We start from the raw sequence: 25,796 nt of genomic DNA on the forward strand, positions 1-25,796 counted from the left end.
AATTTTAGAAATGATAAAGTTTGAACATACCATCTTTGCTCTACCGTTTGCATTTCTTGGAGCGATCATGGGAAACCTTGTTGAAGAGGGAACAGTTCCATCCTTGATGGAATGGGTTTGGATCACTCTCGCTATGGTCGGGGCACGAAGTTCTGCTATGGCTTTAAACCGTGCGATAGATTCAGAGATTGATGGAGCGAATCCTAGAACGAAAACAAGAGCGATACCAGCTAAGCTTTTAAAAAGAGGCGAAGTTTATCTTTTTATTCTCGTCTCACTAGCTTTATTGTTCGTAAGTGCTTATCAATTAAACGCGCTATCAGTTAAGCTCTTGCCGCTTGCAGTCTTTTTTCTTGTTATCTATTCGTATACGAAGCGTTTCACGTATTTGTGTCATATCGTCTTAGGTGTGACGATTGCTATCGCGCCACTAGGCGGTTGGGTTGGTGCAACTGGAACATTAAGTCCGGAAGCCTTTTTACTATTTGTAGGGGTATTGTTTTGGACAGCAGGTTTTGACGTGATCTATGCTACACAAGATGCTGAATATGACAAGTCGCATGGGCTGTACTCCATTCCTTCTGCGTTTGGTATAGCTAATGGTCTGATAACTGCTAGATGGCTGCATGTTGCTAGTTTCATAGCGTTTGTCTCACTTGGCGTTGTATCAGGAATGGGCTGGATCTATTATTTAGGTGTGTTCATATCTGGTGCGATCATGGTGTATGAGCATTCACTCGTTAAGCCTCATGATTTGACTAAACTGGATGTTGCCTTCTTTACGATGAACGGTGTATTGAGTGTGGTCATGTTTATCTTTTCAGTAGGAGATTTGTTGATATGAAAACTTTTACAATTGGAATAACAGGAGCGAGTGGTGCTGTTTATGGAGTAAGACTTGCTCAAGAGATCTTAAAAAGCGGACACAAGCTACATCTTGTTGTTACGGAAGCAGGGTGGCAAGTGTTTAGAGAAGAATTATTGTGGGATACAGAGGACCGTGAACGCTGTATAGAAGAGAATTTTGCTTCATACGGTAAAGATCGTCTTCATTATCACACGCTTCGCGACTTTAATGCACCGATCGCGAGCGGTTCGTATCAGAACGACGGAATGGTCATCATTCCTTGTTCGATGGGAACTCTTTCTGGAATCGCTCATGGTGCTTCAGGAAACCTGTTAGAACGTACAGCAGATGTTATGCTGAAAGAGAGCAGAAAACTGATCTTAGTCCCAAGAGAGACACCACTTCACAAGATTCACCTTGAAAACATGTTAAAAGTAACCGAAGCAGGAGGAAAGATTGTGCCTGCGATGCCTGGTTTTTATCATCTGCCAAAATCGATGGATGATCTAGTGAACTTCTTGGTAGGTAAAGTGCTAGATAACTTAGGTGTACATCACGAATTGTTTACACGCTGGGGAGACTGATAGATTATGAACATCGGGGAAATCAGCTACACGAACATCATACCCCTTTATTTTTATTTAGATAGAGAAAGACTGATGGATCAAGGTGCGACTATAACTCAGGCAGTTCCATCCAGAGTAAACGCTTTAATGGAGAAACAGCTGGTCGATATCGGAGGCATCTCTTCGTTTTCATACGGAAAGAACGCTCTGAACTACAGCTTAGTCCCAGACCTTTCTGTTTCTTCGTTCGGAAAAGTAAACTCTATCTTTCTTTTTTCAAAGTATAAGATCGAAGAGTTGGACGGAAAGAGAATCGCCTTAACATCTAGCTCAGAAACATCGGTCGCTCTATTAAAAATCATCTTAGACCGTTTTTATGGTGTTGAGGTTACGTACCAAGTAGAGACACCGAATTTTGAATTCATGCTGAACGCGTATGATGCATGCCTCTTAATCGGGGACGATGCGATAAGTGCGAACCGTAAACGAGGCTCTTATCACGTTTATGATCTTGGAGAGATCTGGTATCAACAGACTGGGCTGCCGATGATCTTTGCCGTGATGGCGTATCGAAATGAAATGGAAACCGAACAAGGTGCGCTGTTATCGTATGTCGGAAGAAGTATGATAGACAGCAAGGAAAGATGTCAGAGTGAAAATTTTGTTCCGGTCATCGAGCGAGTGATAGCAGAACATGGAGGCACTTTTCAGTTCTGGAATTCTTATTTTAATGGATTAAATTATCAATTTAGTGGCGAACATGAAAAAGGACTCAACCTTTATTTTCAGCTAGCTGTAGAGTGCGGATTGTTAAATACAATGCCCTCTATCATTAAATATTCGTATAAGTAACGGGCGATAGGGTGAAACAAAAGTGAAGTTAAAGGACTTATACTCATTTCTAAAAAAAGACTTGCAGCAGATTGAAGATCAGCTCGTAGAATCCGTTCGTTCCGATCAGAAACAGATTCATACGGCAGGAGCTGAACTTTTAAAAGCAGGGGGAAAGAGAATCCGCCCTGTGTTTGTTCTGCTTTCCGCTCAGTTCGGCACGTATAACATACACCAAGTGAAAAAGCCAGCTGCAGCTCTTGAACTGATTCATATGGCTTCGCTCGTTCATGATGATGTAGTGGATGATGCGGATATGAGACGTGGCAGAAAAACAGTTAAAGCAAAATACGATAACAAGATTGCCATGTATACGGGCGATTTTATTTTCGCATCCGCTTTAAAACTAATGTCTGAGATTGAAATTCCGCGTGCGCATCAGATATTGGCACAAGGCATGAAAGAGATGTGTCTAGGGGAGATCGAACAGATCAACGAGCAGTATGATACGGATCAAAACATTCGAAAGTACTTCAAACGTATCAAACGAAAAACCGCACTTCTTATCGCGCTGAGCTGTCAGCTTGGAGCGATTACATCAAAAGCAGATGTTTCTCTGCAAAAGAAGCTGTACGATTTTGGTTTCTCTGTAGGGATGGCTTTTCAGATTACAGACGATATCTTAGACTTTACCGCTTCTGAAAAACAGCTCGGTAAACCAGCGGGAAGTGATCTGAAGCAAGGAAACTTAACATTGCCTGTGCTGTACACAATCTATCAGTATCCAGAGATGAAAGAGAAGCTCGATGCATATTATGACAAAAAAGAGCCTGCGCAGCTTGCAGAACTGTTAAAAGATATCAAAGAGTTAGGCGGAATTGATTACGCAACGAAGATATCTGATAAATATTTGAAACGCGCTAAATTAGCTGCCGAGTCTTTGCCAGAAACGGATGCCAGAGATAGTTTGTTAAAAGTAGCAGATTATATCGCTGGTCGAAAATTTTGAGTGATTGCTAATTTTTAAAATTTTTGGTACGATTTCTCTGGGGAACTTGTCCCACATATACATAGATGATAGGAGAGGGAATGCATGGAAAAAACGTTTTTAATGGTAAAACCTGATGGTGTTCAACGTGCGTTAATCGGAGAAATCGTATCCCGTTTTGAAAAGAAAGGTTTTCAACTTGTTGGTGCTAAACTAATGAACATTTCTGAAGATCTTGCAAAAGAACATTATGGTGAGCACAAAGAGCGTCCGTTCTTCGGCGAACTTGTTGATTTTATTACATCTGGCCCAGTATTTGCTATGGTTTGGGAAGGTAAGGACGTAATTCTTACAGCTCGTAACATGATGGGCAAAACGAACCCTTCTGAAGCTGCTCCTGGTTCAATCCGCGGAGACTATGCTGTACAAGTAAGCAACAATATCATCCATGGCTCTGACTCTGCTGAAAGCGCTGTCCGTGAGATCGGTCTTTTCTTCAAAGAAGAAGAACTCGTTTCTTATGATAAAGCAGTAGCGGTTTGGATTTAATTTTACATGGAAATGAAAGCGTTTTAACCGGCCGCCGCGCCGGTTTTTTTGTTTTTATGGTGAAATCGAATGAGTTAGCGAAGAAAAAGTGGCTGAGAAAGGGTCTAGTCGTTCAGAAGATGAAGGGGAGAAGCTGGATTTTTGAGGCAGTATGTTAAAAGCTTTGATTTTAGCATCAAAATCCGGCGTTTAGTATGCTTTTATCAACTACTTACACGGAAATTTCTGAAACAATCCCGCGAGTTTTAAAGTTATTCCCGCGAGTTTTTGCAATAATCCCGCGAGAATTATAATTAATCCGGCGAGTCTTAAGGATAATCCGGCGAGTTTTCACTTTATATCAGCGAGTCGACATCTTATTAATTATGTTGCTCCGATAACGCAACAATTTAAATTCTGCTCCGATATTATACATACATAGACTAAATTTGCTTAAGCAGTGGAATTGGAGAGAGACATATGGACCCGGACTACGAAAGCTTTAAACAGAGTATTTATGATCAAACAGGAATAGATCTTTCTTTATACAAGGAAGCGCAGATGAAACGCAGACTCGTTGCACTGAGGGACAAACGAGCGTACGGCACGTTTGCAGACTATTTTCGTGCACTCACAAAAAATCCAGAATTGCTACTTGAATTTTTAGACCGAATGACCATTAACGTTTCTGAATTTTACCGAAATCCTGCTCGTTGGGATGTACTAGAGAAAAAAATCATTTCTCTGTTAGTTAATGACAGGTCATCTTTAAAAATATGGAGCGCAGCCTGCTCTACAGGTGAAGAGCCATACAGCCTGTCGATGCTGTTATCCGATTACAAAAAGGGCTTATCAAGGTTTTCGATCCTTGCAACAGACTTAGATCAACAAGTGTTAGAGCAAGCTAAAAAAGGGTTTTATTTTGAAAAAGCGATCAAAGATGTTCCGAGCGATAAAATAGCACGATATACAACAAAAGAAGAACTCGGTATCAGCGTTACAGATTCTGTTAAAAAGCACGTGACCTTTAAAAAGCAAAACTTGCTTTCAGATCGTTTTGAATCCGACTTTGATCTCATCGTTTGCCGAAATGTTATGATCTATTTTACAGAGGAAGCTAAGACAGTCCTCTATCAAAAGTTTAGCAACGCGCTTCGAAAAGGCGGTGTTCTGTTCGTGGGAAGTACCGAGCAGATCTTCAATCCAGGATTATACGACTTGGTATCGGTAGAACCGTTCTTTTATCGAAAACTGAGTTAAAAAACAAAAATAGAAGCATGTAAATCTGTTGACAGATTTACAACAATAGTTTAATGTAACTGATAAGTTTAGAGCACACATAATTGTGCACATTAGTATAGAGTTTAGAGCCTAGTTGAGACAAGTTGAGAGAGTTTGAGTGGAGCAGAGCCGAGAATGGATATGTACATATGCCATGCGGGTTATTTCTGCATGGCTTTTTTATATGCTTCTTAAAAGAAGGATGTACATGTTCCCTTATAGATCGACCTCTTATATCCTCCTCATTCTCCGTATAAAGCGGAGGTGCAGATATGATCATATCCTTTCCTATTCCACCTTGAACGTTTTTGATTGTAGACAAAACAACCAAAACGATTAAGGGGTGTTCATATGATTCCAAATATCATTCAAAAAATAATGAAACACGAAACATTAACAGAAAATGAAGCTTTTTATTTTATGGAGAAGTTAGCGAATGGTGATGTAACAGATGCGCAAGGAAGTTCTGTTTTAAGCATCATGAGCTTTCGCGGTGAGACGATCGATGAGATCGTTGGCTTTGTTAAAGCGATCAGAAAGCTCTCAAGAAAGGCTGAATCTTCACAACACCATGAGCTGATGGACACTTGCGGTACTGGCGGTGATGGAGCATCGACCTTTAACATCTCTACAGCGGTTAGTATCATACTCGCTTCTTTAGGAGTAAAGGTAGCCAAGCATGGTAACAAAGCAGTCACATCAAAAAGTGGCAGCTCTGATGTGTTAGAAGCTTTAGGTATTGTAGCAGCCAGCAACCACTTTGAAGCGAACTCCCAACTGAATAAACACGACATCGCGTTTCTGCACGCTCCATATTTTCATCCGGCACTAAAAAAAGTAGCGTCGCTGAGAGGGGAACTTCCATTTCGAACGATCTTCAATTGTATCGGTCCATTGTTAAACCCGATGGCACCTGCATATCAGCTGATTGGAGCGAGCAATGAAGAAGTTGCTGAAAAGCTTGCTAAAGTGATTCAGAAGCTCGGGATTAAACGTGCATTGATCGTTACAGGTAAAGATGGATTGGATGAATGTTCGATCACTGGCGAGACACGGATGTATTTGGTGGAGAACAACACGATTGATTCGTTCAACTACACACCTGAAGAAGCAGGGTTACATCGAGGAAATCTTAATGATCTAACGGTAACAAACAAAAAAGAAAGTGCTGAACTCATACGTTCCATCCTACAAGGGGATGGTAACGAATCAGCACGAAACATCGTCATCTTGAACGCCGCTGCCGCTCTTTTTGCATCAAAACGAGTCCCAAGTATTCGAGACGGCGTGGAGATCATCAAGCAATGTCTACAATCAAAATCTGCACATGATCATCTTGAAGAAATGACGAAAGAAGAGGCGAATGCACATGTTAACTAAAATATTGAAACAAAAAGAAAGAGAAGTAGCTATTCTTCCTTCGTTCAAAAAAGGTGAGCTGGATTTTACAGATAAGGATCACCGGCCATTTGCTAACAGAATCGCTAACTCTGTGAAAAGACCAGCATTGATCGCCGAAGTGAAAAAAGCTTCACCATCCAAAGGAATCATTAAAGAAAATTTCAATCCTGTAGAGATCGCTGTTGAATATGAAAAAGCTGGCGCATCTTGCTTATCCGTCTTAACGGACACCGAGTTCTTTCAAGGAGACCTTCAATATTTAAAAGATATTCGCAATCATGTCTCGCTGCCTCTTTTAAGGAAGGATTTCATCATAGATGAAAGGCAGATCATTGAGAGCGTTGAGAACGGAGCAGATGCGATTCTGCTCATTGCAGCTTGCTTAACAAGTGAACGATTAGAGAAGCTTCACGCACTAGCAACGGAATGCGGGTTAGAGTGCTTGGTCGAAGTTCATTCACATCGTGAGATACAGCAAGTTTACGACGTTTGCGACCCTTCTATGATCGGGATAAACAACCGTGACCTTAAAACGTTCACAACAGATATCGAGCATACCTTTTCTCTTCTTTCATCTATTAAAAACGAAACACTCGTGATCAGTGAGAGTGGCATAAAAACAGCTTCAGATGTGAAAAGCCTGCTTGATCACCAAGTGAACGGAATGTTGATCGGAGAAACATTGATGAGAGCGGACTCTATAGAAAATAAGATCAGAGAGCTTTATCATGACTGTTCAAATTAAATATTGTGGCTGTCAATCTGAAGACGACTATAAGCTGCTCATAGAATCAAAAGCAGATCTGATCGGGTTCATATTCGCTAAAAGTAAAAGAAAAGTCGATCCTACAGAAGTGAGCAGCTGGATCGAAAAGTACGGAAAACCTAAAAAGCTAGTAGGTGTTTTTCAAAATGCAACTCTCCAACAGATCAAGGATGTTGTTAACTCAGTACCGATCGATATCATCCAGTGTCACGGAACTGAATCGGTTGATCAGCTCAAGGAAATAAGAGTTCATTGCAATAAAGAAATCTATAAAGCACTCCCTTTTAGTGAAAGCATCATAAAAGAAATAGAGTTATACGGAAAAGTGGCAGATGGACTTATCATAGATTCTGTCTCTCAAGGTCAATTCGGCGGAACTGGAATTCCATTTTCGTGGGAGGAAGTTCCTAACATGATGAAAGCATCAGATGGGATAGGGATTACGTGTTTCATAGCTGGCGGGATCAAATCAGAAAATGTTTCAGAACTAATGAAACTTCATCCACACGGAATCGATTTAAGTGGTGGTATTGAAGAAAATGGCAAAAAAAGCGTACAAAGAATAGAAACTCTTGAAAGGATGATTATGAGATGACTACAGCAACAGTACCTGATCATAGAGGAAGATATGGAGTGTTCGGCGGAAAGTACGTACCAGAAACAATCATGTTTGCACTCGAAGAGCTTGAGACAGCTTTCAACGAAGCCATCCAAGATCAAGAATTTAATGAGCTTTTTCAAAAAGAACTTGCGATTTATTCAGGACGTCCGACTCCATTAACAAAAGCAGATCGATTGAGTGAGTCGAATGGCGGAGCATCCATCTATTTAAAAAGAGAAGACCTTAACCATACAGGCGCACATAAGATTAATAACGCCATCGGGCAGGCGCTCTTGGCTGTAAGGATGGGAAAGAAAAAGATCATCGCTGAAACTGGAGCGGGTCAGCATGGCGTAGCAGCAGCGACTGTAGCAGCTAAATACGGGTTATCTTGTAAAGTTTATATGGGAAAAGAAGATATAAGAAGACAAGCTTTAAATGTGTTTCGCATGAAGCTGTTAGGTGCAGAAGTGATCGAGGTCACGAGCGGCAGCCAAACATTAAAAGATGCTACCAATGAGGCGATCCGGGAATGGGTTGCTGCGGTCGAAGACACATTCTATCTCATCGGATCAGCTGTAGGACCTTATCCATACCCGAAGATGGTCAAACAATTTCAGCAGGTGATCGGTCATGAAACAGAGAGTCAGTTTAAAGAGATCAAACAAGGAAAGCTTCCAGATGCTGTTGTAGCTTGTGTAGGGGGCGGCAGTAATGCGATCGGCATGTTCGCACCCTTTATTGAGAAAGATGTACCTCTGTATGGCATAGAGGCTGCAGGGATGGGCGTTGAGACGGCTCAGCATGCGGCAACGTTATCTAAAGGCTCGAATGGTGTGATTCACGGTTCGTTGACAAAGCTTCTTCAAACGAGCGAAGGACAGATTACAGAACCATACTCGATCTCAGCAGGACTCGATTATCCAGGGATAGGCCCGGAACATGCTTACCTGCATGAGACAAAAAGAGTAACTTATGAAGCAGTCACAGATGAAGAAGCGTTACACGCTCTGAAGCTTTTATGTGAGAACGAAGGTATTCTATGTGCGTTAGAGAGTGCACATGCCGTAGCATATAGTCTGAAGCTTGCTAAAAAAATGCAAAAAGATCAACATGTAGTCGTCTGTTTATCAGGAAGAGGCGACAAAGATGTTCATACACTGATGGAATTTGAAGAAGGGGGCGAATAAAGATGAATAAGAGATGGGAAGTCTTTCAACATTCTTCAGATTATCGTTTCACTCCGTATATCATGGCTGGTGATCCATGTGAAGAAGCTACGATCGAACTGTCACTTGCTCTAGAAGAGTGTGGAGCACACGCTCTCGAGCTAGGTGTTCCATACTCAGATCCTTTAGCTGATGGACCTGTTATTCAACGAGCAGGTATGAGAGGTTTGGCACAAAACATGAATCTTGAGAAAACGGTAAAGCTCGTTTCAAAGCTTCGTGAAAGAGGATTGAAGATTCCGGTAATTATCTTTACTTATTATAATCTTTTGTTACAATTAGGAGAAAATCGTTTCCTGAAGTTAGCAGAGAACAGCGGTGTAGATGGGGTTCTAGTACCTGATCTGCCGTATGAAGAAAGCGGATATCTACAGAAGATATGTTCAGAGCATAACCTTGCTCTCATCTCGCTTGTTTCACCTACAACACGTGAAGAAAAGCTTGCTAGACTCAGTAGAGAGGCAGAAGGTTTTTTGTATTGCATCTCTTCATTAGGTGTGACTGGCGTTAGAAGTGAGTTTAGAGCGGGACTGGACGAATTCTTAAAAGCCGCGAAACGAAACAGCCGTGTTCCTGTCTTAGTAGGGTTTGGACTGTCTACGCGAGAACAGATCCAGCAGTTTGATGGCAGCAGTGATGGGTTTATCGTAGGCAGTGCGATCGTTAAAAAGATTGAGGAACTAGAGAGTGACCTGCTAACGAATAGGGAGGAAGCGGTTAAAACGTTTAAATCGTATATTGAATCTTTGCTGCCTGTCTATAGTCGTTAAAAAGGAGTGGGAAAATGCAGCCGAAACAGCAGTTGTTATCTTTAAAACCTTACAAACCAGGTAAACCAGTAGAAGAAGTGAAGCGTGAACTAGGTTTAGAGAAAATCATAAAACTCGCTTCAAACGAGAACCCTTATGGATGTTCGGATCTTGCGAAAGAAAAGATAACAGAGGAGCTCTCACAGCTTCATGTATATCCAGACGGTTATTCAGCTGAGCTTAGAGAGAAACTTTCAAACCAACTTCAAGTGAAACAAGACCAGATTATTTTTGGAAACGGCTCAGATGAAGTCGTACAAATTCTTTGCCGAGCCTATCTATCTCCTGAAACCAACACCGTGATGGCTGCTCCTACTTTTCCTCAATACAGACATAATGCTGTCATTGAAGGAGCTGAAGTGAGAGAGGTTGAGCTGATCGAAGGCAATCATGATCTAGAAGCGATGCTTGAAGCGATCGATCAAGATACGAGAATCGTCTGGCTTTGCAATCCGAACAACCCGACGGGAAACTATATTCCGGAGTCAGAGTTTGTAAGCTTTATGGAAAAAGTTCCATCTGATGTAGTCGTAGTAAGTGACGAAGCTTATTATGAATATGTATCAGCTGCAGATTATCCAAATACGCTAGATTACTTGGAAAAGTATCCGAATCTAGTGATTCTAAGAACGTTCTCAAAAGCTCATGGACTAGCTGCACTTCGAATTGGTTATGGGGTCGCACAATCTTCCATCATCCAGTCGATTGAGCCTGCTAGAGAGCCTTTCAACACTTCTCGTATCGCTCAAGCTGCAGCGATCGGGGCATTAGAAGATGATGCGTTTATTTTAGAATGCAAAGAAAAGAACAGAAAAGGTCTAGAAACGTTCTATTCATTCTGTGATGAAAAAGGGCTGTTGTACTATCCCTCTGAAGCAAACTTTATTCTGCTCGACGTAAAATCTGATGCTGATCAAGCGTTTGATTATCTTCTACGAAAAGGTTACATCGTGCGCTCAGGAAGTGCATTAGGTTTTCCTACCATGATCCGAGTAACGATCGGTGAAGAAGACCAGAACAAAGAGATCATCGAACACTTAGGTGCGTATATTGATTCTGTAGTAGAGAAAGTAAATAAATAAAAAATTCACAACATAAGCCCGATTATGATTAATAATATCGGGCTATTTTCATAATTTTCAAAAAAGTGTTGCATTTTAAATAAGCTCTATTTATAATGAATGTAATATGGTTTCTCTCCACTCCTATCCATATTATACTTTCCTGACAGCGCTTACATGTCAGGACTTTTTTTGTTCTCTTCTTTAGTTTCCTCTAAAATTTTTTATCATATAAATCTCATCTCTATCATAACTTGTCCTATAGAGTAAAAAAGGAGGCGAGCTATGCGATATATTATTGAGCGCCCGCTGCAATCGCTCGGTACAGACACTGTTCTTTCTTATCTAGTAGACTCTCAAAAAATCTCCTATGTCTCACAGGGCCCTCTTAGAATGAATGTGATGAAGATGTCTATGCATGGTTTAAAGATGATTCCTGGGCATATCAGTCCTCTTATGTCATTGAATAGATTGCCTATCGAAAAGGTAAGACAGACTATTAGCGAGAGAGTTAGAATCGGCACGACTACGCTCTTAGCCTCTGCTGAAGTCAACTATCTGCATGAAGCAGAAACAGAGTTGAAGAGAACGAGGCATCTCTTAATATCCAGTTCAATAGACTATTGCATCGGTCTAAGTATGTCTCCAGAAAAAATCACACCACAAATGATGAGTTTTTGCCGAAAACAGAAAATCCCGTTCATCCAGTTGATCTGTAAAGATTTTGCTCAGTTAACACATGTGATCTGGGAGAGGATCAGTGAAGCTAATTTCAGTTATGGTACTGTAATCTTTCCAACCTTTCCAGCGAACATAGATCAGAAGTTGAAAAACACGTGGCAAAAAAAATGGAACGAGCTATCGGTCAAACATCAGATCCCAACTCTTTTTCATGATCTGTGTGAAACAGAAGCAATCTCGTTACCAAGTTTAAAAATGCTTGGTCTATATCCTGTAAAAGGCGGTCTGTTCACAGGCAGTGATGCTGACTATTGCATCTATCGTACAGATGTAATAGATGATACGCTGCAAGCTGTAATCGTAAGAGGCAAAATCGTTTTTACTGATAATCATCCAGAAACTCATCAAGGGTTTGGTAAAGAGATTATCGTAGTAAAGACTCGTCGTTTTGGAGAATCTCTCGTATCTCGTGTATAATAGGCACAAGAATACAAGGGATAAGGGAGTTTTATCAGTGAACGAAATCCAAGATGCAATCAGGCTTGTTGAACATGGTGACGTAGAAAAAGGAATGTCGCTTTTAGATAAAATAAAACAAAAAGCTCAAGATCCAGAAAAGTTTGAGATCGCCGAAGTTTATCTGAACTGGGGGCATACAACAGAAGCAATGAACCTTTTTAATGAGTTGCTGAAAAAATACCCTGGAGATGGAGAGCTGCTCGTATCCATTGCAGAATGCTGCTTGGATGAAGGCATGGATGAGAAAGCGATCGAGTATTTGGACCAAGTAACCGAAGAAGATGACGAATATTTAAGAGCACTTATCCTTCAAGCGGATCTGTATGAAAGTCTTGGACTGACAGAAGTAGCAGAACGTAAGCTGACAGAAGCGCATCAAAAGGACCAGAAACATCCTGTGCTCGCTTATGCTTTAGGTGATTTTTATTTAAGGCAAGGTAAATTTGATTCAAGTTTGCCACTATTAAAAGTAGCGATCGATGAAAAAGCTGAAATAGAAGATGTTACATTACGATATGCCGAAGCATTAAGCAGAGCAGGTAAGTTTGAAGAATCACTTCCATTCTATAGAAAAGGTCTGGATCACCATAAAGATCTTTACAGCTTATTTGGTCATGGAGTAACTGCTTTTAAAGCAGGTGAGTTTAAAGAAGCGATCGCAAGTCTTGAAGAACTAAAAGACATGGATCCTGATTATACGACCCTTTATAGCGTTCTATCTGAAGCATATGAAGAAGAAGGAGCATTAACAGAGGCGTATGATGTTATCTCGGAAGGATTAAAAAGAGATGAACATAACGAAAACATCTATCTACAGGCTGCAAGGTTAGCTTATAAACTCCACAATCCTGATCAAGGTGAACAGTGGGTGAAACAAGCACTTGAAATCAATCCAACACGGATCGAACCACTCTTACGGTTAGGAGATCAATACATTCGTGAAGAACGATTTGAAGATCTGCTCAGTCTCTACAAGTCTCTGGCTGAAACGAAAGAAGAGATACCGCTCATGTACTGGCATCTAGCTACAGCAAATAAAGAGACCGAAAATTATACTGAGGCTGCAAAATGGTTCGAAAAAGCTTCTCTATTGTTTACTGAGGACCCGGTGTTCTTAGAAGAATATGCATACTTCCTCATCGAGGAAGGAGAGCAGAAGAAAGCGAAGAGCATTCTGCAGAATTTGTTGAACCAAAGCCCTGAACGAGACGATATTGAGGATGTTTTAAATCGCCTGGAAGATTTTTAAAACTTTCTGAAGTGAAGAAGGATTTTACGAGCAGTGAGAGAATATATTTAGTATCAAGATGACGTGTTTTTGAATGATGGGGGGATTGCAATGAGCAGCACCGTTTCGGTCCTTGAAAAAAAGGATTTTATCAAATGGTTCCTTAATCATTATCAGTTAAAGAAGCGCGAATGTGTTTGGTTATTAAACTATTTAGTTAGTGATGACCAACTGATGGAGAAGGTACATTTTGTAGAGAAAGCTGAATATTGTCCAAAGGCCATAATCATGTCAACTCAATGCACAGACGGAGTTCCATTCCGTTTTTACAAGCAAAATGTTCTAACGACTGATGCCGAAAAATCATTTCACGACATCCGCTTGAACCAAGAAGAAGAGATCTATCTTGAACTTAATTTTAACGCATCACGTCTGACGCCCGAGTACGCTTCTGTATTAGAAGAGAACCCGCACTTGCCTCAGAATATGTCAATGGACAAAAAATATGGCATATGGGCGGAAATGGTATTAGAGAAGTCGATTGAAACCTACCGTAAGAATGATATTATGGCAAAGATCGATGCCGCACTAGACCAAAAGGATTATGACAGCTTTACAAAATGGACGAATGAACTAAAAAATTTAGAAAAACAGCCATCCTAGTTGTGTGAAGGCGACTCTTAAGAAAAAGGGTCGTCTTTTTTGTGCTGTAACCACACACTTTAGCACCCAATCCATAAATTCAAGCTTTGAATCCACGAGTTTTTGCTTGCAATCCAAAAGTTAGGTCACTTAATCCACGAGTTTTTCGCTTTTATCCGCGAGTCGACATTCCTAGACTTATTTCGACATCAATAAAATCTACCTATTTTCAATACGAAACTCATTACCAGCGAGAGAAATATGGTACGATAAGAAGCAGTACATACCAAGTAAGGAGAATTTTTTATGAAATGGAAAACGAAAGACGCAGATGTGTTCTTAAAATCTGGTGAGTATGTGGACTCGATTCTCATTCCGTTAACACCAGTCAATTTCTCCCACGAGTTCAAATCCAGTGTGACGATGTCTGAGTATACAGAACTGTTAACATCAGAGATCGAGCGTCAGCTGCACGGCAGGTTGTTTTTATCACCTAATTTTACATATGTAAAGAATGAAAGTTCTCTTGATCTATTAACTAGTTTCTTAGAGCATGTTAAAAATTCAGGGCATTTTAAACATATCTTTCTCATGACAAGTGATGTGTATTGGAAAGAATTCGAACAGCAGCTTTCGGGTCAATTATTCTGGGTTCCCGCTCTGCCGCTAGAAACCATGGACGAAAAGTATAAACTTGAGGTGATAAAAGAGCAGGTAAAACCGTTGTTTCAGCTCATTTTCACCGATTGGCAAAGAAGTATAAATTCGTAATATTTACCACATGTCATATTGACATTAAAAGACAACATAAGCTATCATGTTTATGTCCTAGTAATATGTGTGTAAAAGTCCGGATGGACCGTCATTTACAGCATAAGGGGGGGAAAACAATGTCAAAGGAAGATATTTCAAGACGTCAGTTCTTAAACTACACATTAACTGGCGTAGGCGGATTTATGGCTGCCGGCATGCTTATGCCAATGGTCCGTTTCGCCCTTGATCCGATTCTAAAAGAGGGTACAGATCAAGAATTGGTAGCGGTTACGAGCACGGAAGAGATCGCGAACGAACCAAAGCGTTTCGATTTTAAAATCAAACAAAAAGATGGCTGGTACGAGTCTGATGTCACTCAATCTGCCTGGGTTTATAAAGCGAAGAATGGTGATATTATCGCACTTTCTCCAATCTGTAAACATCTAGGTTGTACGGTAGACTGGAATACAGATCCATCACACCCTAACCAGTTCTTCTGTCCTTGCCACTTAGGCCGTTATACGAAGGATGGAACGAATGTTAAGGGAACTGCACCTCTTGCACCGCTTGATGTATATGACAGCCAGGTGAAAGATGGAAAGCTTTATTTAGGAAAGGCAAAACCAAGAAAGGGGGCGTAATGAATGCTACAAAAGATTTATGACTGGGTAGATGAGCGCCTGGATATTACGCCGCTTTGGAGAGATGTTGCAGACCATGAAGTACCTGAACACGTAAACCCCGCACATCATTTTTCTGCGTTCGTTTACTGTTTCGGTGGATTAACTTTCTTCATCACGGTTATCCAAATTCTTTCAGGTATGTTCTTAACGATGTACTATGTGCCTGATATCGTGAATGCTTGGGAATCCGTATATTACCTGCAAAATGAAGTGGCATTTGGAGTGATCGTACGCGGAATGCACCATTGGGGCGCGAGCCTTGTTATCGTAATGATGTTTCTACATACATTGCGCGTATTTTTCCAGGGGGCTTATAAGAAGCCAAGAGAATTAAACTGGGTTGTTGGAGTACTTATTTTCTTTGTTATGTTAGGTTTAGGTTTTACAGGTTATCTATTACCTTGGGATATGAAAGCACTATTTGCGACTAAGGTAGGAATTGAGATCGCTATGACGATTCCTGTTGTTGGTCCGATCGCGAAGACATTCCTTGCCGGCGGAGAGATTATCGGAGCACAGACGCTCACGCGTTTCTTTGCGATTCACGTATTCTTCCTTCCTGCAGCATTGTTAGGCTTGATGGGTGCCCATTTCTTAATGATCCGTAAACAAGGTATTTCCGGACCGTTGTAAGAACAAACATAAGATTAAAAGTTTCATAAGAGCAAAGGAGGGAAATATATGCATCGCGGTAAAGGAATGAAGTTTGTCGGTGACTCACGTGTCCCTGCTGAGCGCAATCCGAATATTCCTAAAGACTATTCGGAGTTTCCGGGAAAAACGGAAGCGTTCTGGCCAAACTTTCTTTTAAAAGAATGGATGGTAGGAGCCGTATTCTTGATCGGATACCTCATACTAACAATCGTCCATGAATCTCCTTTGGAGAAAAAAGCAGATCCTACCGATGCTGGATATATTCCTCTACCAGACTGGTACTTCCTATTTTTATACCAGCTTCTGAAGTACAAGTATGCGGCAGGGGATTATGTTCTTATCGGTACTGTTATTATACCGGGTCTAGCATTTGGTGCGTTAATGCTTGCGCCATTCCTGGACAAAGGGTTGGAGCGACGTCCTTCTAAACGTCCGATCGCAACTGGATTAATGTTATTAGGTTTGATCTCTGTTACATATCTAACATGGGAATCTGTTGTGACGCACGATTGGGAAAAAGCGAAGACTCAAGGTAAGATCGTCGATGTAAGTTTTGATGAAAACGACCCTGGATACAAGATCTACCAAAAGCAGAGCTGTGTAGGCTGTCATGGTAACACGTTAACAGGTGGAGCATCAGGACCTTCATTGATCGGAACAGGTTTGAAGCCTGAAGAAATCATGAAAATCGCAAAAGAAGGTAAGCCGCCTGGCATGCCGCCGAATGCGTTTAAAGGTTCTGATGATGAGCTAAAACAATTAGCAGAATTCATCTCAAAACTAGAACAAAAATAATTGGTAGAAGCCGGCTCGGTATGGGCCGGCTTTTTTTCTGAACATAGAAAAAGAAGGAGTATGTGATTATGTCCTGGATTCGAACGATCATCATGGATCGAATGTTTTTACTAGCACTTCTTTTAATCAACATACTAGGCACGTTCTACGGCTATTATTGGTACCTGAATCAGCTGCAAGAGACACCTTGGTACTTTTTGCCGTTCGTACCAGACAGTCCGACAGCATCTTTGTTTTTTGTTTTTGTTATCATCGGGTTTTTGAGGGATAAACAACATGGCGTGATAGAGGCATTGGCTGTTGCAACGCTCTTTAAGTATGGCATATGGGCAGTAGGGATGAACCTTGGTGGTGCTTTAGTTGGAACGCCTTTGGATCTTATCAACTACATGCTTATCTTTTCTCACCTCGGTATGGCGGTTCAAGGGCTGCTTTATGCTCCGTTTTATAAGATCAAGGGCTGGCATGTAACGCTTGCTGCACTCGTCCTATTTCATAACGAGATCATCGACTACGTGTTTGATATGATGCCTCGATATGACATTCTTGATCCGTATCAAGACATGATCGGATACTTGACCTTTTGGTTGTCTGCGCTTTCTATCTACATTGTTTGGAAGATGAGAAAAGCATAAGGCACGCTCCCAATCCTTAATTATAGGTCTATCCTTGTCCCAGCTCTCATACGTTTTAAGTATAAGGGTACAGGAGGGACAACGGATGAGAAGGTTTGGATGGGCATTGATGGTTCTTTGTATGGTTTTTGGACTTGCTTTGCCAGCACTTGCGTCAAATCATACAGAAACGAAGGATTGGTCTGAGATCAATGAACTAACGAGTGAGATCTGGGAGCTTGGTAAGATAGAAAGGTATGAAGAAGCTGCTGGTGTGCTGCAGTTTACTTCCGCCAACATCATTCATATAGAAGATGTCTTGTCCTTGAGACCGGAACAGAAGCGTCTCGTTGAATATACGTTCAGAGATGCTGTATCTTCTCTTCAGAATCCCGAATGGTCAAAAGAAAAAAAGCTAAACAAGCTTACAGAGGTTCGCTTATTAGTGGATGCCCTTCAGACTGATTATGAGCCGTTATGGAAAAAAACAGGGCTGATGATGCTAGAGCCTTTTATCACGATGGAAAAAGGAATCAGTGAGGATGATTCAGTGGCTTTTCATCAAGCTGCTAACCTTTTACTTGAGCGGTACGAAACGGTCAGACCGGCACTCATGGTCGACCTGAAAGATGAAGATTTAGAAAAGCTTGATGAACATGTTTCTTACGTTGATACGAACCGCAGTCAGATTCTTACGGATACTGCTCATCAAAAACAGCTTGAGACAGCTGCTGCTGATTTTGAAGCGCTGTTCTTCGCAAAAAAAGATAACTCAGAACCATCATTGTTTTGGCTAATATTTTCAATCGGTGGAATCATATCATCAACACTGGCTTACGTAGGATGGAGAAAATACAAAGGTGATCAGCAGGGTGAGTTGCGAGTGCCGGATAAACGGTAATGGGTCATGAGTCATGCGTTTTCTTTGACAAACTGTGAGCTGAAAACGTAAAATGTGAGTATCAAAAGCTTTTTATATGGAGGAATGCCAACGATGGGTGGATTTTTAATCTACTTCGCAATTTTGCTTATCGTTCCAATCTGGGCTCAGATGCGAGTGAAAAGCACGTACAAAAAGTATTCAAAAGTAAGTAACAGCACAGGAAAGACTGGTGCAGAAGTAGCAAGAGAGATTTTAGACCAAAACGGACTCTACAGTGTTCAAGTAGAGCCGGTTAGAGGGATGCTATCCGATCATTACGACCCTCGCAGCAAAGTTGTTCGTTTATCTGAAGATAACTATTACGGAAGTTCGATTGCAGGTGCTGCAGTTGCAGCCCATGAAGTAGGGCATGCGATTCAAGATGCAGAAGGATATGCGTTCTTACGCTTCAGACATGCGCTCGTTCCTGTAGCTAACATCGGATCTAACTTTTCGTTTTTATTGATTCTTGGTGGTATGCTTTTAAGCTCGATGAACATGTTCCTTCTAGGGATCATCTTCATGTCAGTAGCTGTATTGTTCCAGTTCGTTACACTGCCGGTTGAGTTCAATGCAAGCTCTCGTGCGATGGACCAGATCGTTTCAACGGGTCTGATCCGTAACAACGAAGAGCGAGGAGCACGTAAAGTACTAAACGCTGCTGCCTTAACTTATGTAGCTGGTGCGCTAGTAGCGTTACTTGAACTAGCACGATTCATCTTCATGTTCTTAGGAATGAACCAAGACGACTAATTCTAAATTAATAGTAAAGCTCCCGATACTTAATCGGGAGCTTTTTTCTATCTGCCTATCGGATTCTTATCAGCATCTAGAGTGAAACCTTCGCCGATCACTTCATGAACGTCATTTACGGTAACAAATGCATGCGGATCGATACGCTCGATCACTTGCTTGATTCGGACGATCTCGTTCTTTGCGATAACACAGTACAGTACTTCACGGATATTTCCTGTAAAAGAACCTTTACCGTTTAAGATGGTCGCACCACGGTCCAATTCTTTAATGATGTCTGCTGCGATCTCGGTATTTTTATCTGAAAAGATCATGACCGCTTTACCAGCATAAGCACCTTCTTGCATAAAGTCGATTACACGTGCACCGATGAAAACAGCTACGAGTGTGTACATCGCTTCTTTATAGTTTAAATATACTAACGAGATTACGATAACCACGAAATCAAAGATGAACATCGTCTTACCCATGCTCCAGCCTAGAAATTTATGACCGAGTCTCGCGATGATATCCACACCGCCAGTCGTTCCGCCAAAGCGGAAGATAATTCCTAGTCCGACTCCGATAAAAACACCAGCAAATAATGCAGCAAGTGTCATGTCCTCTTTAAGATTGATCGTAACGAATGAGAAACGCTGGAAGATAAACAAAAACACAGATACGGCAACGGTTCCAATTATCGTATAGATGAAGGCGTTTCTGCCAAGCAGCTTCCAGCCGACAAAGAACAATGGAATGTTGAGTGCCAGGTTAGAATAAGAAGGATCGATTGAGAAAAGGAAATAGAGTATAAGCGTGATTCCTGTAAAACCACCTTCTGCTAAATTGTTCGTCATATTAAAGTGAACGATCCCGAACGAAAAGATGGCAGCGCCAAGTAAGATAAATAAAATATTTTTTAGTTTGATTGGATAAGTCATATGAGGCCTACTTTCTACAAAAATACTAGGGTTGTTTTTAGTCATGCCTTCCTATTATAAGCGAAATTTCATGAAATTTGTCAAACAGAAAAAATACCGATAACATATAGAAGACTAATATTGAATGAGGAGTGTCAACATCATGGCCAATCGTACATTAAAAGAGAGTCAGGACGTTGTAGATCAATACATATCACAGTTTAAAGAAGGCTATTTCAGTCCTTTAGCTATGCTTGCACGTTTAACAGAAGAATTAGGTGAACTAGCCCGTGAAGTGAATCATCACTATGGAGAGAAACCAAAGAAATCCTCAGAGGATAAAAAGACGGTCGAAGAAGAACTTGGAGATATGTTCTTTGTGTTGATCTGTCTTGCGAACTCCTTGAATATAGATCTAGATGATGCGTTGAAAACCGTTATGCATAAATTTGAAACACGTGACAAAGACAGATGGACAAAAAAAGAAGGAGAGACTACTCATGAATAATATTCGTATCATACTTGCAGGACCACGAGGAAAGATGGGTCAAGAAGCGTTGAAGATGATCGAGGAAACTCCTCATTTTGAACTTGTGGCAGCTGTTGATTCAAAGAATGACGGTCTTCAAGTAAAAGATCTTTCAGGTGCACCGCAATCTATGGAGGCACCAGTGTATGATGATATGGAAAACTGCCTTGCTTCTATTGAAGCAGATGTCGTTGTTGATCTTACACGACCAGATATCGGCAAAATACATCTTGAACTAGCTCTAAAGCATGGTCTGCGCACGGTAATCGGAACAACAGGCTTTTCAAATGAAGACCTCGAGCGACTAAAAGCGTTAGCTGAAGAAAAACAAACAGGTGCTATCATTGCGCCAAATTTTGCGATCGGTGCGATCTTAATGATGAAGTTTTCTCAAATGGCAGCAAAATACCTTCCGGATATCGAGATCATCGAAAAGCATCATGATCAAAAGCTGGATGCCCCTTCAGGAACGGCATTAAAAACAGCACAACTAATCACAGAAGTGCGAGAAGAAAAGAAACAAGGTCATCCAGATGAAAGAGAAGATCTTAAAGGAGCACGAGGCGCTGAACTAGAAGGAATCCGCATTCATAGTGTAAGATTACCTGGACTAGTCGCGCATCAAGAAGTCATCTTCGGTGGTGAGGGTCAAGTTTTAACGATCCGTCATGATTCTATGAACAGAACATCATTCATGCCAGGAGTTCGACTTGCGGTAGAAAGTGTAATGAACATTGAAGGTCTTGTATACGGCCTTGAAAATATTATGGAATAAGAGGGGATACTATGAAGATAGCTCTTATTGCGCACGATAAGAAAAAGAACGATATGATTAATTTTACCGTCGCATATGCACCAATCCTGAAAGATCATACCCTGTTTGCGACAGGAACGACAGGATTTAAAATAAATGAAGCGACGGGGCTTGATATCAAACGATTCCAATCTGGTCCTTTAGGCGGCGATCAGCAGATCGGGGCATTGATCGCAGAAAATGATCTTGATCTTGTACTGTTTTTCAGAGATCCGTTGACTGCACAGCCTCATGAGCCTGATGTATCAGCACTGATGCGTTTATGTGATGTGTATCAGATTCCGCTCGCAACAAACTTGGCTTCAGCAGAACTTTTTATTCGATCACTCGAACGAGGAGATCTGGATTGGAGAAAAATAATAGATGAAAGAGAGTCAGAGAAAAAATGACCGTTGAATGCTGGCTTGCCTTTGGCGCTCATGCAGATGATGTAGAAATCGGTATGGGAGCTACGATTAAAGCAGAAACAGAGAGAGGCCGTGACGTGATCATCTGCGACTTAACAGAAGCAGAACTGTCATCGAACGGCACTGTCGACATCAGGAAAAAAGAGGCTGAAAGAGCAGCTGAACTATTAGGAGTAAGAACAAGAAGTAACCTACAGTTGCCTGACCGTGGCCTATATATGAAGGAAGAATATATTTTAAAACTGGTTTCAGTTATTCGAGAGCATAAACCTCAATATGTGTTTGCTCCCTATTGGATCGATCGTCACCCTGACCATGGAAACTGTTCTCGTCTCGTAAAAGAAGCAGTCTTTTCTGCTGGGATTAAGAACATTCAAGATCCGAAACAACTTTCCGCACATAAAGTGAAAAATATTTTTTATTATTTGATCAACAGTGCAGAAAGACCTCAGCTGTTTGTAGATGTAACGGAGTCTTACAGAACGAAGATTGAAGCATTGAAAGCTTATCCGTCTCAGTTTGTAAAAACGCAAGAAAGTATCGATACACCACTAACGAACGGTTACATCGAACGTGTTGAATCCCGTGACAAGCTGTTTGGCCTTGAAGCTGGTGTGGGATATGCAGAAGGGTTCATTACAGAACAAACTTATATAACTAACCATTTATAAGGAGAAAGTCTATGACGTTAAAAATTGGCATCACTTGTTATCCGACCGTAGGCGGCTCAGGAGTGGTTGCGACAGAACTAGGAAAACTATTAGCAGAAAAAGGGCATGAGATTCATTTTATTACATCAAGTGTTCCTTTTCGTTTAGGAAAATTCTATCCGAATATCTTCTTTCATGAAGTGGAAGTGAACCATTATTCTGTGTTCAAATATCCGCCATATGATCTTGCTTTAGCTAGCAAGATGGCAGAAGTAGCGAAAAGAGAAAAACTAGATCTTCTACATGTGCATTACGCCGTACCGCATGCTGTTTGTGCGGTATTAGCCAAACAGATGCTTAACGATGAGATGAAGATCGTTACAACCTTACATGGAACAGACATTACGGTACTTGGCTACGATCCTTCCCTAAGTGAGATGATCAAGTTCGGTATCGAGAAATCGGATGTGGTCACATCTGTTTCTCATCAACTGAAAGCAGATACGCTAGAGCTGTTGAACATCAATAAAGACATCATACCTGTACATAACTTTGTAGATGAAAGAGTGTATTACAGAAGAAGCAACAATGCTGAATTGAGACAAACATACGGCATTGAAGAGAATGAAAAAGTAATCGTCCATATATCTAACTTTAGAAAAGTAAAAAGATTAGAAGATGTTATAAAGTCGTTCGCTCTCATCCGAAAAGAGCTTACTTCAAAGCTATTGTTGATCGGAAACGGACCAGAACTAACAACGGTATGCGAACTTGTGCGTGAGCTCGATATTGAAGATGAAGTGTTGTTCTTAGGTAAACAAGAGAATGTCGGTGAACTGTTCTCTATTTGCGATCTGAAGCTCCTACTTTCTGAAAAAGAAAGCTTTGGACTCGTACTGTTAGAAGCGATGGCATGCGGTGTACCCGTTATCGGAACCAATATCGGTGGAATACCAGAAGTGATCGTCGATGGCGAGACTGGTTATATGGTGGAGCTAGGGTGTCCAGAATCAGTAGCCGAAAAAGCGATAGCTCTGTTGCAGGATGAAGAAAAATTAATGGCGTTCAGAGAAAATTCCGTTAGACATGTAAAAGAAAACTTCTTATCTGACAAAATCGTCTCGATCTATGAAGATATTTATTATTCATTGATAGAGGATCGTTCGGTATGAACAAGATGTTCGAAAACGCATTGCCGGTATTGAAGAGGTTGGAAGAAGAAGGTTTCAGCGCTTATTTTGTTGGAGGCTGTGTACGAGACCTCTTACTTCAGCGTCACATCAAAGATATCGATATTGCGAGTTCTGCTAGACCAGAAGACGTTCAACGAATATTTCCTAAGACCATTCCGGTCGGTATCGAACACGGAACGGTTATCGTGAGACACGACTCTGTCTCTTATGAAGTTACAACGTTCAGAAAAGAAGATGAGTATAAGGATTATAGAAGACCCTCAAAAGTGTGGTTTGTTGATGACCTGAAAGAAGATCTCTCTAGAAGAGATTTCACGTTCAATGCAATGGCGATGGATACGTCTTTTCAGTTGATCGATCATTTTGGGGGACGTGAAGATCTTAAGAGAGAGCAGATTCGGACTGTTGGAGATCCGAATCTGCGCTTTTCAGAAGATCCTCTTCGTATCATGAGAGCTTGCCGGTTCATGAGTGTATTTAACATGGCGATCGAAAAAAAGACCATTGATGCGATCAAAGAAAAAGCTCATTTGCTAAAGCGTATCTCTACAGAACGAATTTCTATTGAATTTATCAAACTTCTTCAAGGTGAACAAGCGGGTGATGTTCTCGAATTTATGAAAAAAACCTCTGTTTTAAATCACTTGCCTACTGAGCTGCAAGAAAAACAGAACGAACGCTATAAGGATTTCCATTGGAACACGCTAGAAACCGATGAACAACGATGGACAGCGATCTTGTTATTATCTGATGTGAGTAATGGCAGAGCATTCTTAAAAAGTTGGAAACTTCCAAATCATATGATCAAAAAAGTCGGAGAGTTAAAGGCCGCTTATCATATTGATGCGTGGAGCAAGATGGATTTGTACCACTATGGTTTAGAGATGGCTTTATCAAGCATCACGTTAAAAAGTGCGATGGAAAAGAAAGACTATGCTAACGTGAAAGAACAGCTTCATCAGCGATATAGCGAGATTCCGATCACATCTAGAAAAGATATTCCTATAGATGGTGAGGATATTTTAGAGATCACCAATCGTGAACCAGGCATCTGGTTAGGAAAGCTTTTAGAAGAGATGGAGAAAAAAATCGTTGACGGAGAACTAACACTCAACACATCCACACTAAAGGATTGGGTAAAAAGGTGGGAGCCATGATGAAAGAAGCATTGTTGCACATGCTTACAGAGCAAGAAGGAAAGTTTGTTTCAGGTCAAGAGATCAGCAACAGACTGGATTGCTCGAGAACCGCGATCTGGAAGCACATTTCAGAACTTCGTAAGAACGGGTATACGATCGAAGCTGTACAAAAGAGAGGATATCGATTGATCACATCTCCGGATGCAGTAACAGCAGAAGAAGTGTCACTATACACGGGTGACGGCACATTCGGAAAGAAGATCACGTACAGAGAATCTGTAAAAAGTACACAAGAGATCGCACATGCTCTTGCTAGAGATGGCGCGGTCGAAGGAAGCATCGTTCTCGCTGACGAACAGACCGGCGGGAGAGGAAGGTTAGGAAGAGCATGGCAATCTCCTAAGGGGACTGGAGTTTGGATGAGCTTGATTCTAAAGCCTAACATTCCTCTACAAAAAGCTCCTCAGCTAACATTGCTTATCGCGGTAGCTGTTTCCAAAGCGATCGAAAAAGTATCAGGTATTGAAGCAGCGATCAAATGGCCGAACGACATTTTGATCAGCGGTAAAAAATCAGCTGGTATCTTAACAGAACTACAAGCGGAAGCAGATTCTATTCATTCGGTAATCGTCGGCATCGGGATCAATGTGAATCAAGAACGACAGCACTTTTCTGATGAGATTGCGGAGATCGCTACAAGTCTAGCGATTGAAGGCGGACAATCATTCAAGCGAGCTGAAGTGGTGGGTGTGCTTCTTCATGAGATCGAAACCCTATACCATCAATATTTGGAGAACGGCTTTGGTGTGATCAAGCTGCTATGGGAATCCCGTGCGTTCAGTTTAGGTAAACGAATTACAGCAAGATCCATAACAGGAGCGATCACGGGTTATGCAAAAGGAATCACTGAAGAAGGTGTTTTGCTTTTAGAAGACGATCATGGCGTCGTACACTCCATCTATTCAGCTGATATCGAATTTCCTTCTACTTAAGGAAAGTCCGTGATAGAATAA

30 protein-coding genes are annotated in these 25,796 nt (G+C 41.2%); 29 read left to right on the plus strand and 1 reads right to left on the minus strand.

Features of this window, described 5'->3' with window-relative positions; all coding sequences use genetic code 11:
* Nucleotides 1-10 precede the first annotated feature (10 nt).
* The 22 genes from H9648_RS11630 (at nucleotide 11) to H9648_RS11735 (ending at nucleotide 19,152) form a co-directional block, all read left to right on the plus strand.
* On the plus strand, nucleotides 11-844 hold the full coding sequence (locus H9648_RS11630) for a UbiA-like polyprenyltransferase (RefSeq protein WP_263600337.1): 834 nt from the start codon (nucleotides 11-13) through the stop codon (nucleotides 842-844).
* Entirely contained in the window at nucleotides 841-1,431 is a 591-nt protein-coding gene (locus tag H9648_RS11635) for a UbiX family flavin prenyltransferase (protein ID WP_137789044.1), read from the plus strand. The genes H9648_RS11630 and H9648_RS11635 overlap by 4 nt, the downstream gene beginning before the upstream one ends.
* A gap of 6 nt (nucleotides 1,432-1,437) precedes the next feature.
* The gene (locus H9648_RS11640) at nucleotides 1,438-2,265 is read left to right on the plus strand and encodes a menaquinone biosynthetic enzyme MqnA/MqnD family protein (RefSeq protein ID WP_191753973.1); all 828 of its coding nucleotides are present in this window, start codon (nucleotides 1,438-1,440) and stop codon (nucleotides 2,263-2,265) included.
* Between the two features lie 22 nt (nucleotides 2,266-2,287).
* Nucleotides 2,288-3,253 (plus strand): polyprenyl synthetase family protein, encoded by a 966-nt coding sequence (locus tag H9648_RS11645; protein WP_144699376.1) that lies wholly within the window; start codon nucleotides 2,288-2,290, stop codon nucleotides 3,251-3,253.
* Between the two features lie 84 nt (nucleotides 3,254-3,337).
* Nucleotides 3,338-3,781, plus strand: coding sequence for a nucleoside-diphosphate kinase (gene ndk / locus H9648_RS11650; protein ID WP_066395665.1), 444 nt, complete (start codon nucleotides 3,338-3,340; stop codon nucleotides 3,779-3,781).
* A gap of 459 nt (nucleotides 3,782-4,240) precedes the next feature.
* A complete protein-coding gene (locus tag H9648_RS11655; protein ID WP_191753974.1) occupies nucleotides 4,241-5,020 on the plus strand; it encodes a CheR family methyltransferase in 780 nt (259 codons plus the stop codon).
* A gap of 372 nt (nucleotides 5,021-5,392) precedes the next feature.
* Nucleotides 5,393-6,421, plus strand: a complete 1,029-nt coding sequence (trpD, locus tag H9648_RS11660; RefSeq protein ID WP_191753975.1) for an anthranilate phosphoribosyltransferase — start codon at nucleotides 5,393-5,395, stop codon at nucleotides 6,419-6,421.
* Nucleotides 6,411-7,187 (plus strand): indole-3-glycerol phosphate synthase TrpC, encoded by a 777-nt coding sequence (gene trpC / locus H9648_RS11665; RefSeq protein WP_191753976.1) that lies wholly within the window; start codon nucleotides 6,411-6,413, stop codon nucleotides 7,185-7,187. Before trpD ends, trpC begins: the two co-directional genes overlap by 11 nt.
* On the plus strand, nucleotides 7,171-7,803 hold the full coding sequence (locus tag H9648_RS11670) for a phosphoribosylanthranilate isomerase (protein WP_191753977.1): 633 nt from the start codon (nucleotides 7,171-7,173) through the stop codon (nucleotides 7,801-7,803). Before trpC ends, H9648_RS11670 begins: the two co-directional genes overlap by 17 nt.
* Nucleotides 7,800-8,999, plus strand: coding sequence for a tryptophan synthase subunit beta (gene trpB / locus H9648_RS11675; RefSeq protein WP_191753978.1), 1,200 nt, complete (start codon nucleotides 7,800-7,802; stop codon nucleotides 8,997-8,999). The genes H9648_RS11670 and trpB overlap by 4 nt, the downstream gene beginning before the upstream one ends.
* Before the next feature lie 2 nt (nucleotides 9,000-9,001).
* The gene (gene trpA / locus H9648_RS11680) at nucleotides 9,002-9,808 is read left to right on the plus strand and encodes a tryptophan synthase subunit alpha (RefSeq protein WP_191753979.1); all 807 of its coding nucleotides are present in this window, start codon (nucleotides 9,002-9,004) and stop codon (nucleotides 9,806-9,808) included.
* A 14-nt stretch (nucleotides 9,809-9,822) separates the two neighbouring features.
* Nucleotides 9,823-10,929, plus strand: coding sequence for a histidinol-phosphate transaminase (gene hisC / locus H9648_RS11685; protein WP_191753980.1), 1,107 nt, complete (start codon nucleotides 9,823-9,825; stop codon nucleotides 10,927-10,929).
* A 264-nt stretch (nucleotides 10,930-11,193) separates the two neighbouring features.
* Entirely contained in the window at nucleotides 11,194-12,066 is an 873-nt protein-coding gene (locus H9648_RS11690; RefSeq protein ID WP_191753981.1) for a hypothetical protein, read from the plus strand.
* A gap of 37 nt (nucleotides 12,067-12,103) precedes the next feature.
* Nucleotides 12,104-13,357 carry a tetratricopeptide repeat protein gene (locus H9648_RS11695; protein ID WP_191753982.1) on the plus strand — a complete coding sequence of 418 codons (1,254 nt, stop codon included), beginning with the start codon at nucleotides 12,104-12,106 and terminating at the stop codon, nucleotides 13,355-13,357.
* Between the two features lie 90 nt (nucleotides 13,358-13,447).
* On the plus strand, nucleotides 13,448-13,999 hold the full coding sequence (locus tag H9648_RS11700; RefSeq protein ID WP_066395641.1) for a ReoY family proteolytic degradation factor: 552 nt from the start codon (nucleotides 13,448-13,450) through the stop codon (nucleotides 13,997-13,999).
* A gap of 285 nt (nucleotides 14,000-14,284) precedes the next feature.
* Nucleotides 14,285-14,749, plus strand: coding sequence for a YpiF family protein (locus tag H9648_RS11705; RefSeq protein WP_191753983.1), 465 nt, complete (start codon nucleotides 14,285-14,287; stop codon nucleotides 14,747-14,749).
* Nucleotides 14,750-14,868: 119 nt separating this feature from the next.
* On the plus strand, nucleotides 14,869-15,372 hold the full coding sequence (locus H9648_RS11710; RefSeq protein ID WP_191753984.1) for a Rieske (2Fe-2S) protein: 504 nt from the start codon (nucleotides 14,869-14,871) through the stop codon (nucleotides 15,370-15,372).
* 3 nt (nucleotides 15,373-15,375) lie between these two features.
* Nucleotides 15,376-16,047, plus strand: a complete 672-nt coding sequence (gene qcrB / locus H9648_RS11715) for a menaquinol-cytochrome c reductase cytochrome b subunit (protein ID WP_066241815.1) — start codon at nucleotides 15,376-15,378, stop codon at nucleotides 16,045-16,047.
* A gap of 48 nt (nucleotides 16,048-16,095) precedes the next feature.
* Nucleotides 16,096-16,863 carry a menaquinol-cytochrome c reductase cytochrome b/c subunit gene (locus H9648_RS11720; protein WP_191753985.1) on the plus strand — a complete coding sequence of 256 codons (768 nt, stop codon included), beginning with the start codon at nucleotides 16,096-16,098 and terminating at the stop codon, nucleotides 16,861-16,863.
* A gap of 68 nt (nucleotides 16,864-16,931) precedes the next feature.
* A complete protein-coding gene (lhaT, locus tag H9648_RS11725) occupies nucleotides 16,932-17,498 on the plus strand; it encodes a lipoprotein heptaprenylglyceryl N-acetyltransferase LhaT (RefSeq protein ID WP_191753986.1) in 567 nt (188 codons plus the stop codon).
* 85 nt (nucleotides 17,499-17,583) lie between these two features.
* On the plus strand, nucleotides 17,584-18,378 hold the full coding sequence (locus tag H9648_RS11730) for a sporulation protein YpjB (protein WP_191753987.1): 795 nt from the start codon (nucleotides 17,584-17,586) through the stop codon (nucleotides 18,376-18,378).
* Between the two features lie 93 nt (nucleotides 18,379-18,471).
* Nucleotides 18,472-19,152 carry a zinc metallopeptidase gene (locus H9648_RS11735; RefSeq protein ID WP_137789062.1) on the plus strand — a complete coding sequence of 227 codons (681 nt, stop codon included), beginning with the start codon at nucleotides 18,472-18,474 and terminating at the stop codon, nucleotides 19,150-19,152.
* Nucleotides 19,153-19,199: 47 nt separating this feature from the next.
* Here H9648_RS11735 and H9648_RS11740 read toward each other — a convergent pair whose 3' ends face one another.
* A complete protein-coding gene (locus H9648_RS11740) occupies nucleotides 19,200-20,072 on the minus strand; it encodes a YitT family protein (RefSeq protein WP_191753988.1) in 873 nt (290 codons plus the stop codon).
* A gap of 142 nt (nucleotides 20,073-20,214) precedes the next feature.
* Between H9648_RS11740 and H9648_RS11745 the strand changes: the two genes are divergently transcribed.
* From H9648_RS11745 to H9648_RS11775, 7 genes are read left to right on the plus strand one after another with little or no spacing between them, the layout of a single operon-like run.
* Nucleotides 20,215-20,559, plus strand: a complete 345-nt coding sequence (locus H9648_RS11745) for a nucleotide pyrophosphohydrolase (RefSeq protein WP_191753989.1) — start codon at nucleotides 20,215-20,217, stop codon at nucleotides 20,557-20,559.
* Nucleotides 20,552-21,355: a 4-hydroxy-tetrahydrodipicolinate reductase gene (dapB, locus tag H9648_RS11750; protein ID WP_191753990.1), complete on the plus strand. Its 804-nt coding sequence runs from the start codon at nucleotides 20,552-20,554 to the stop codon at nucleotides 21,353-21,355. Before H9648_RS11745 ends, dapB begins: the two co-directional genes overlap by 8 nt.
* 11 nt (nucleotides 21,356-21,366) lie before the next feature.
* Nucleotides 21,367-21,783, plus strand: a complete 417-nt coding sequence (gene mgsA, locus H9648_RS11755) for a methylglyoxal synthase (RefSeq protein WP_144699408.1) — start codon at nucleotides 21,367-21,369, stop codon at nucleotides 21,781-21,783.
* Nucleotides 21,780-22,472, plus strand: coding sequence for a bacillithiol biosynthesis deacetylase BshB1 (gene bshB1, locus H9648_RS11760; RefSeq protein ID WP_191753991.1), 693 nt, complete (start codon nucleotides 21,780-21,782; stop codon nucleotides 22,470-22,472). The genes mgsA and bshB1 overlap by 4 nt, the downstream gene beginning before the upstream one ends.
* Before the next feature lie 11 nt (nucleotides 22,473-22,483).
* Entirely contained in the window at nucleotides 22,484-23,623 is a 1,140-nt protein-coding gene (gene bshA, locus H9648_RS11765) for an N-acetyl-alpha-D-glucosaminyl L-malate synthase BshA (protein ID WP_191753992.1), read from the plus strand.
* Nucleotides 23,620-24,801, plus strand: a complete 1,182-nt coding sequence (locus H9648_RS11770; protein ID WP_191753993.1) for a CCA tRNA nucleotidyltransferase — start codon at nucleotides 23,620-23,622, stop codon at nucleotides 24,799-24,801. Before bshA ends, H9648_RS11770 begins: the two co-directional genes overlap by 4 nt.
* Complete coding sequence (locus tag H9648_RS11775; RefSeq protein ID WP_191753994.1) at nucleotides 24,789-25,775, plus strand: biotin--[acetyl-CoA-carboxylase] ligase; 987 nt, start codon at nucleotides 24,789-24,791, stop codon at nucleotides 25,773-25,775. Before H9648_RS11770 ends, H9648_RS11775 begins: the two co-directional genes overlap by 13 nt.
* The last annotated feature ends 21 nt before the right edge of the window (nucleotides 25,776-25,796 follow it).

The sequence above is a fragment of the Fictibacillus norfolkensis genome, from assembly GCF_014836645.1.
Classification (GTDB): Bacteria; Bacillota; Bacilli; order Bacillales; family Fictibacillaceae; genus Fictibacillus; species Fictibacillus norfolkensis.

Coding starts and splice junctions, on each gene's coding strand:
- H9648_RS11720 (WP_191753985.1), top strand. CDS start 16,096: ATGCATCGCGGTAAAGGAATGAAGTTTGTCGGTGACTCACGTGTCCCT.
- qcrB (WP_066241815.1), top strand. CDS start 15,376: ATGCTACAAAAGATTTATGACTGGGTAGATGAGCGCCTGGATATTACG.
- H9648_RS11635 (WP_137789044.1), top strand. CDS start 841: ATGAAAACTTTTACAATTGGAATAACAGGAGCGAGTGGTGCTGTTTAT.
- H9648_RS11640 (WP_191753973.1), top strand. CDS start 1,438: ATGAACATCGGGGAAATCAGCTACACGAACATCATACCCCTTTATTTT.
- dapB (WP_191753990.1), top strand. CDS start 20,552: ATGAATAATATTCGTATCATACTTGCAGGACCACGAGGAAAGATGGGT.
- trpC (WP_191753976.1), top strand. CDS start 6,411: ATGTTAACTAAAATATTGAAACAAAAAGAAAGAGAAGTAGCTATTCTT.
- trpA (WP_191753979.1), top strand. CDS start 9,002: ATGAATAAGAGATGGGAAGTCTTTCAACATTCTTCAGATTATCGTTTC.
- H9648_RS11705 (WP_191753983.1), top strand. CDS start 14,285: ATGAAATGGAAAACGAAAGACGCAGATGTGTTCTTAAAATCTGGTGAG.
- H9648_RS11670 (WP_191753977.1), top strand. CDS start 7,171: ATGACTGTTCAAATTAAATATTGTGGCTGTCAATCTGAAGACGACTAT.
- hisC (WP_191753980.1), top strand. CDS start 9,823: ATGCAGCCGAAACAGCAGTTGTTATCTTTAAAACCTTACAAACCAGGT.
- H9648_RS11630 (WP_263600337.1), top strand. CDS start 11: ATGATAAAGTTTGAACATACCATCTTTGCTCTACCGTTTGCATTTCTT.
- H9648_RS11745 (WP_191753989.1), top strand. CDS start 20,215: ATGGCCAATCGTACATTAAAAGAGAGTCAGGACGTTGTAGATCAATAC.
- H9648_RS11730 (WP_191753987.1), top strand. CDS start 17,584: ATGAGAAGGTTTGGATGGGCATTGATGGTTCTTTGTATGGTTTTTGGA.
- H9648_RS11700 (WP_066395641.1), top strand. CDS start 13,448: ATGAGCAGCACCGTTTCGGTCCTTGAAAAAAAGGATTTTATCAAATGG.
- trpD (WP_191753975.1), top strand. CDS start 5,393: ATGATTCCAAATATCATTCAAAAAATAATGAAACACGAAACATTAACA.
- H9648_RS11735 (WP_137789062.1), top strand. CDS start 18,472: ATGGGTGGATTTTTAATCTACTTCGCAATTTTGCTTATCGTTCCAATC.
- bshA (WP_191753992.1), top strand. CDS start 22,484: ATGACGTTAAAAATTGGCATCACTTGTTATCCGACCGTAGGCGGCTCA.
- mgsA (WP_144699408.1), top strand. CDS start 21,367: ATGAAGATAGCTCTTATTGCGCACGATAAGAAAAAGAACGATATGATT.
- bshB1 (WP_191753991.1), top strand. CDS start 21,780: ATGACCGTTGAATGCTGGCTTGCCTTTGGCGCTCATGCAGATGATGTA.
- H9648_RS11655 (WP_191753974.1), top strand. CDS start 4,241: ATGGACCCGGACTACGAAAGCTTTAAACAGAGTATTTATGATCAAACA.
- ndk (WP_066395665.1), top strand. CDS start 3,338: ATGGAAAAAACGTTTTTAATGGTAAAACCTGATGGTGTTCAACGTGCG.
- H9648_RS11740 (WP_191753988.1), bottom strand. CDS start 20,072: ATGACTTATCCAATCAAACTAAAAAATATTTTATTTATCTTACTTGGC.
- H9648_RS11770 (WP_191753993.1), top strand. CDS start 23,620: ATGAACAAGATGTTCGAAAACGCATTGCCGGTATTGAAGAGGTTGGAA.
- trpB (WP_191753978.1), top strand. CDS start 7,800: ATGACTACAGCAACAGTACCTGATCATAGAGGAAGATATGGAGTGTTC.
- H9648_RS11690 (WP_191753981.1), top strand. CDS start 11,194: ATGCGATATATTATTGAGCGCCCGCTGCAATCGCTCGGTACAGACACT.
- H9648_RS11710 (WP_191753984.1), top strand. CDS start 14,869: ATGTCAAAGGAAGATATTTCAAGACGTCAGTTCTTAAACTACACATTA.
- lhaT (WP_191753986.1), top strand. CDS start 16,932: ATGTCCTGGATTCGAACGATCATCATGGATCGAATGTTTTTACTAGCA.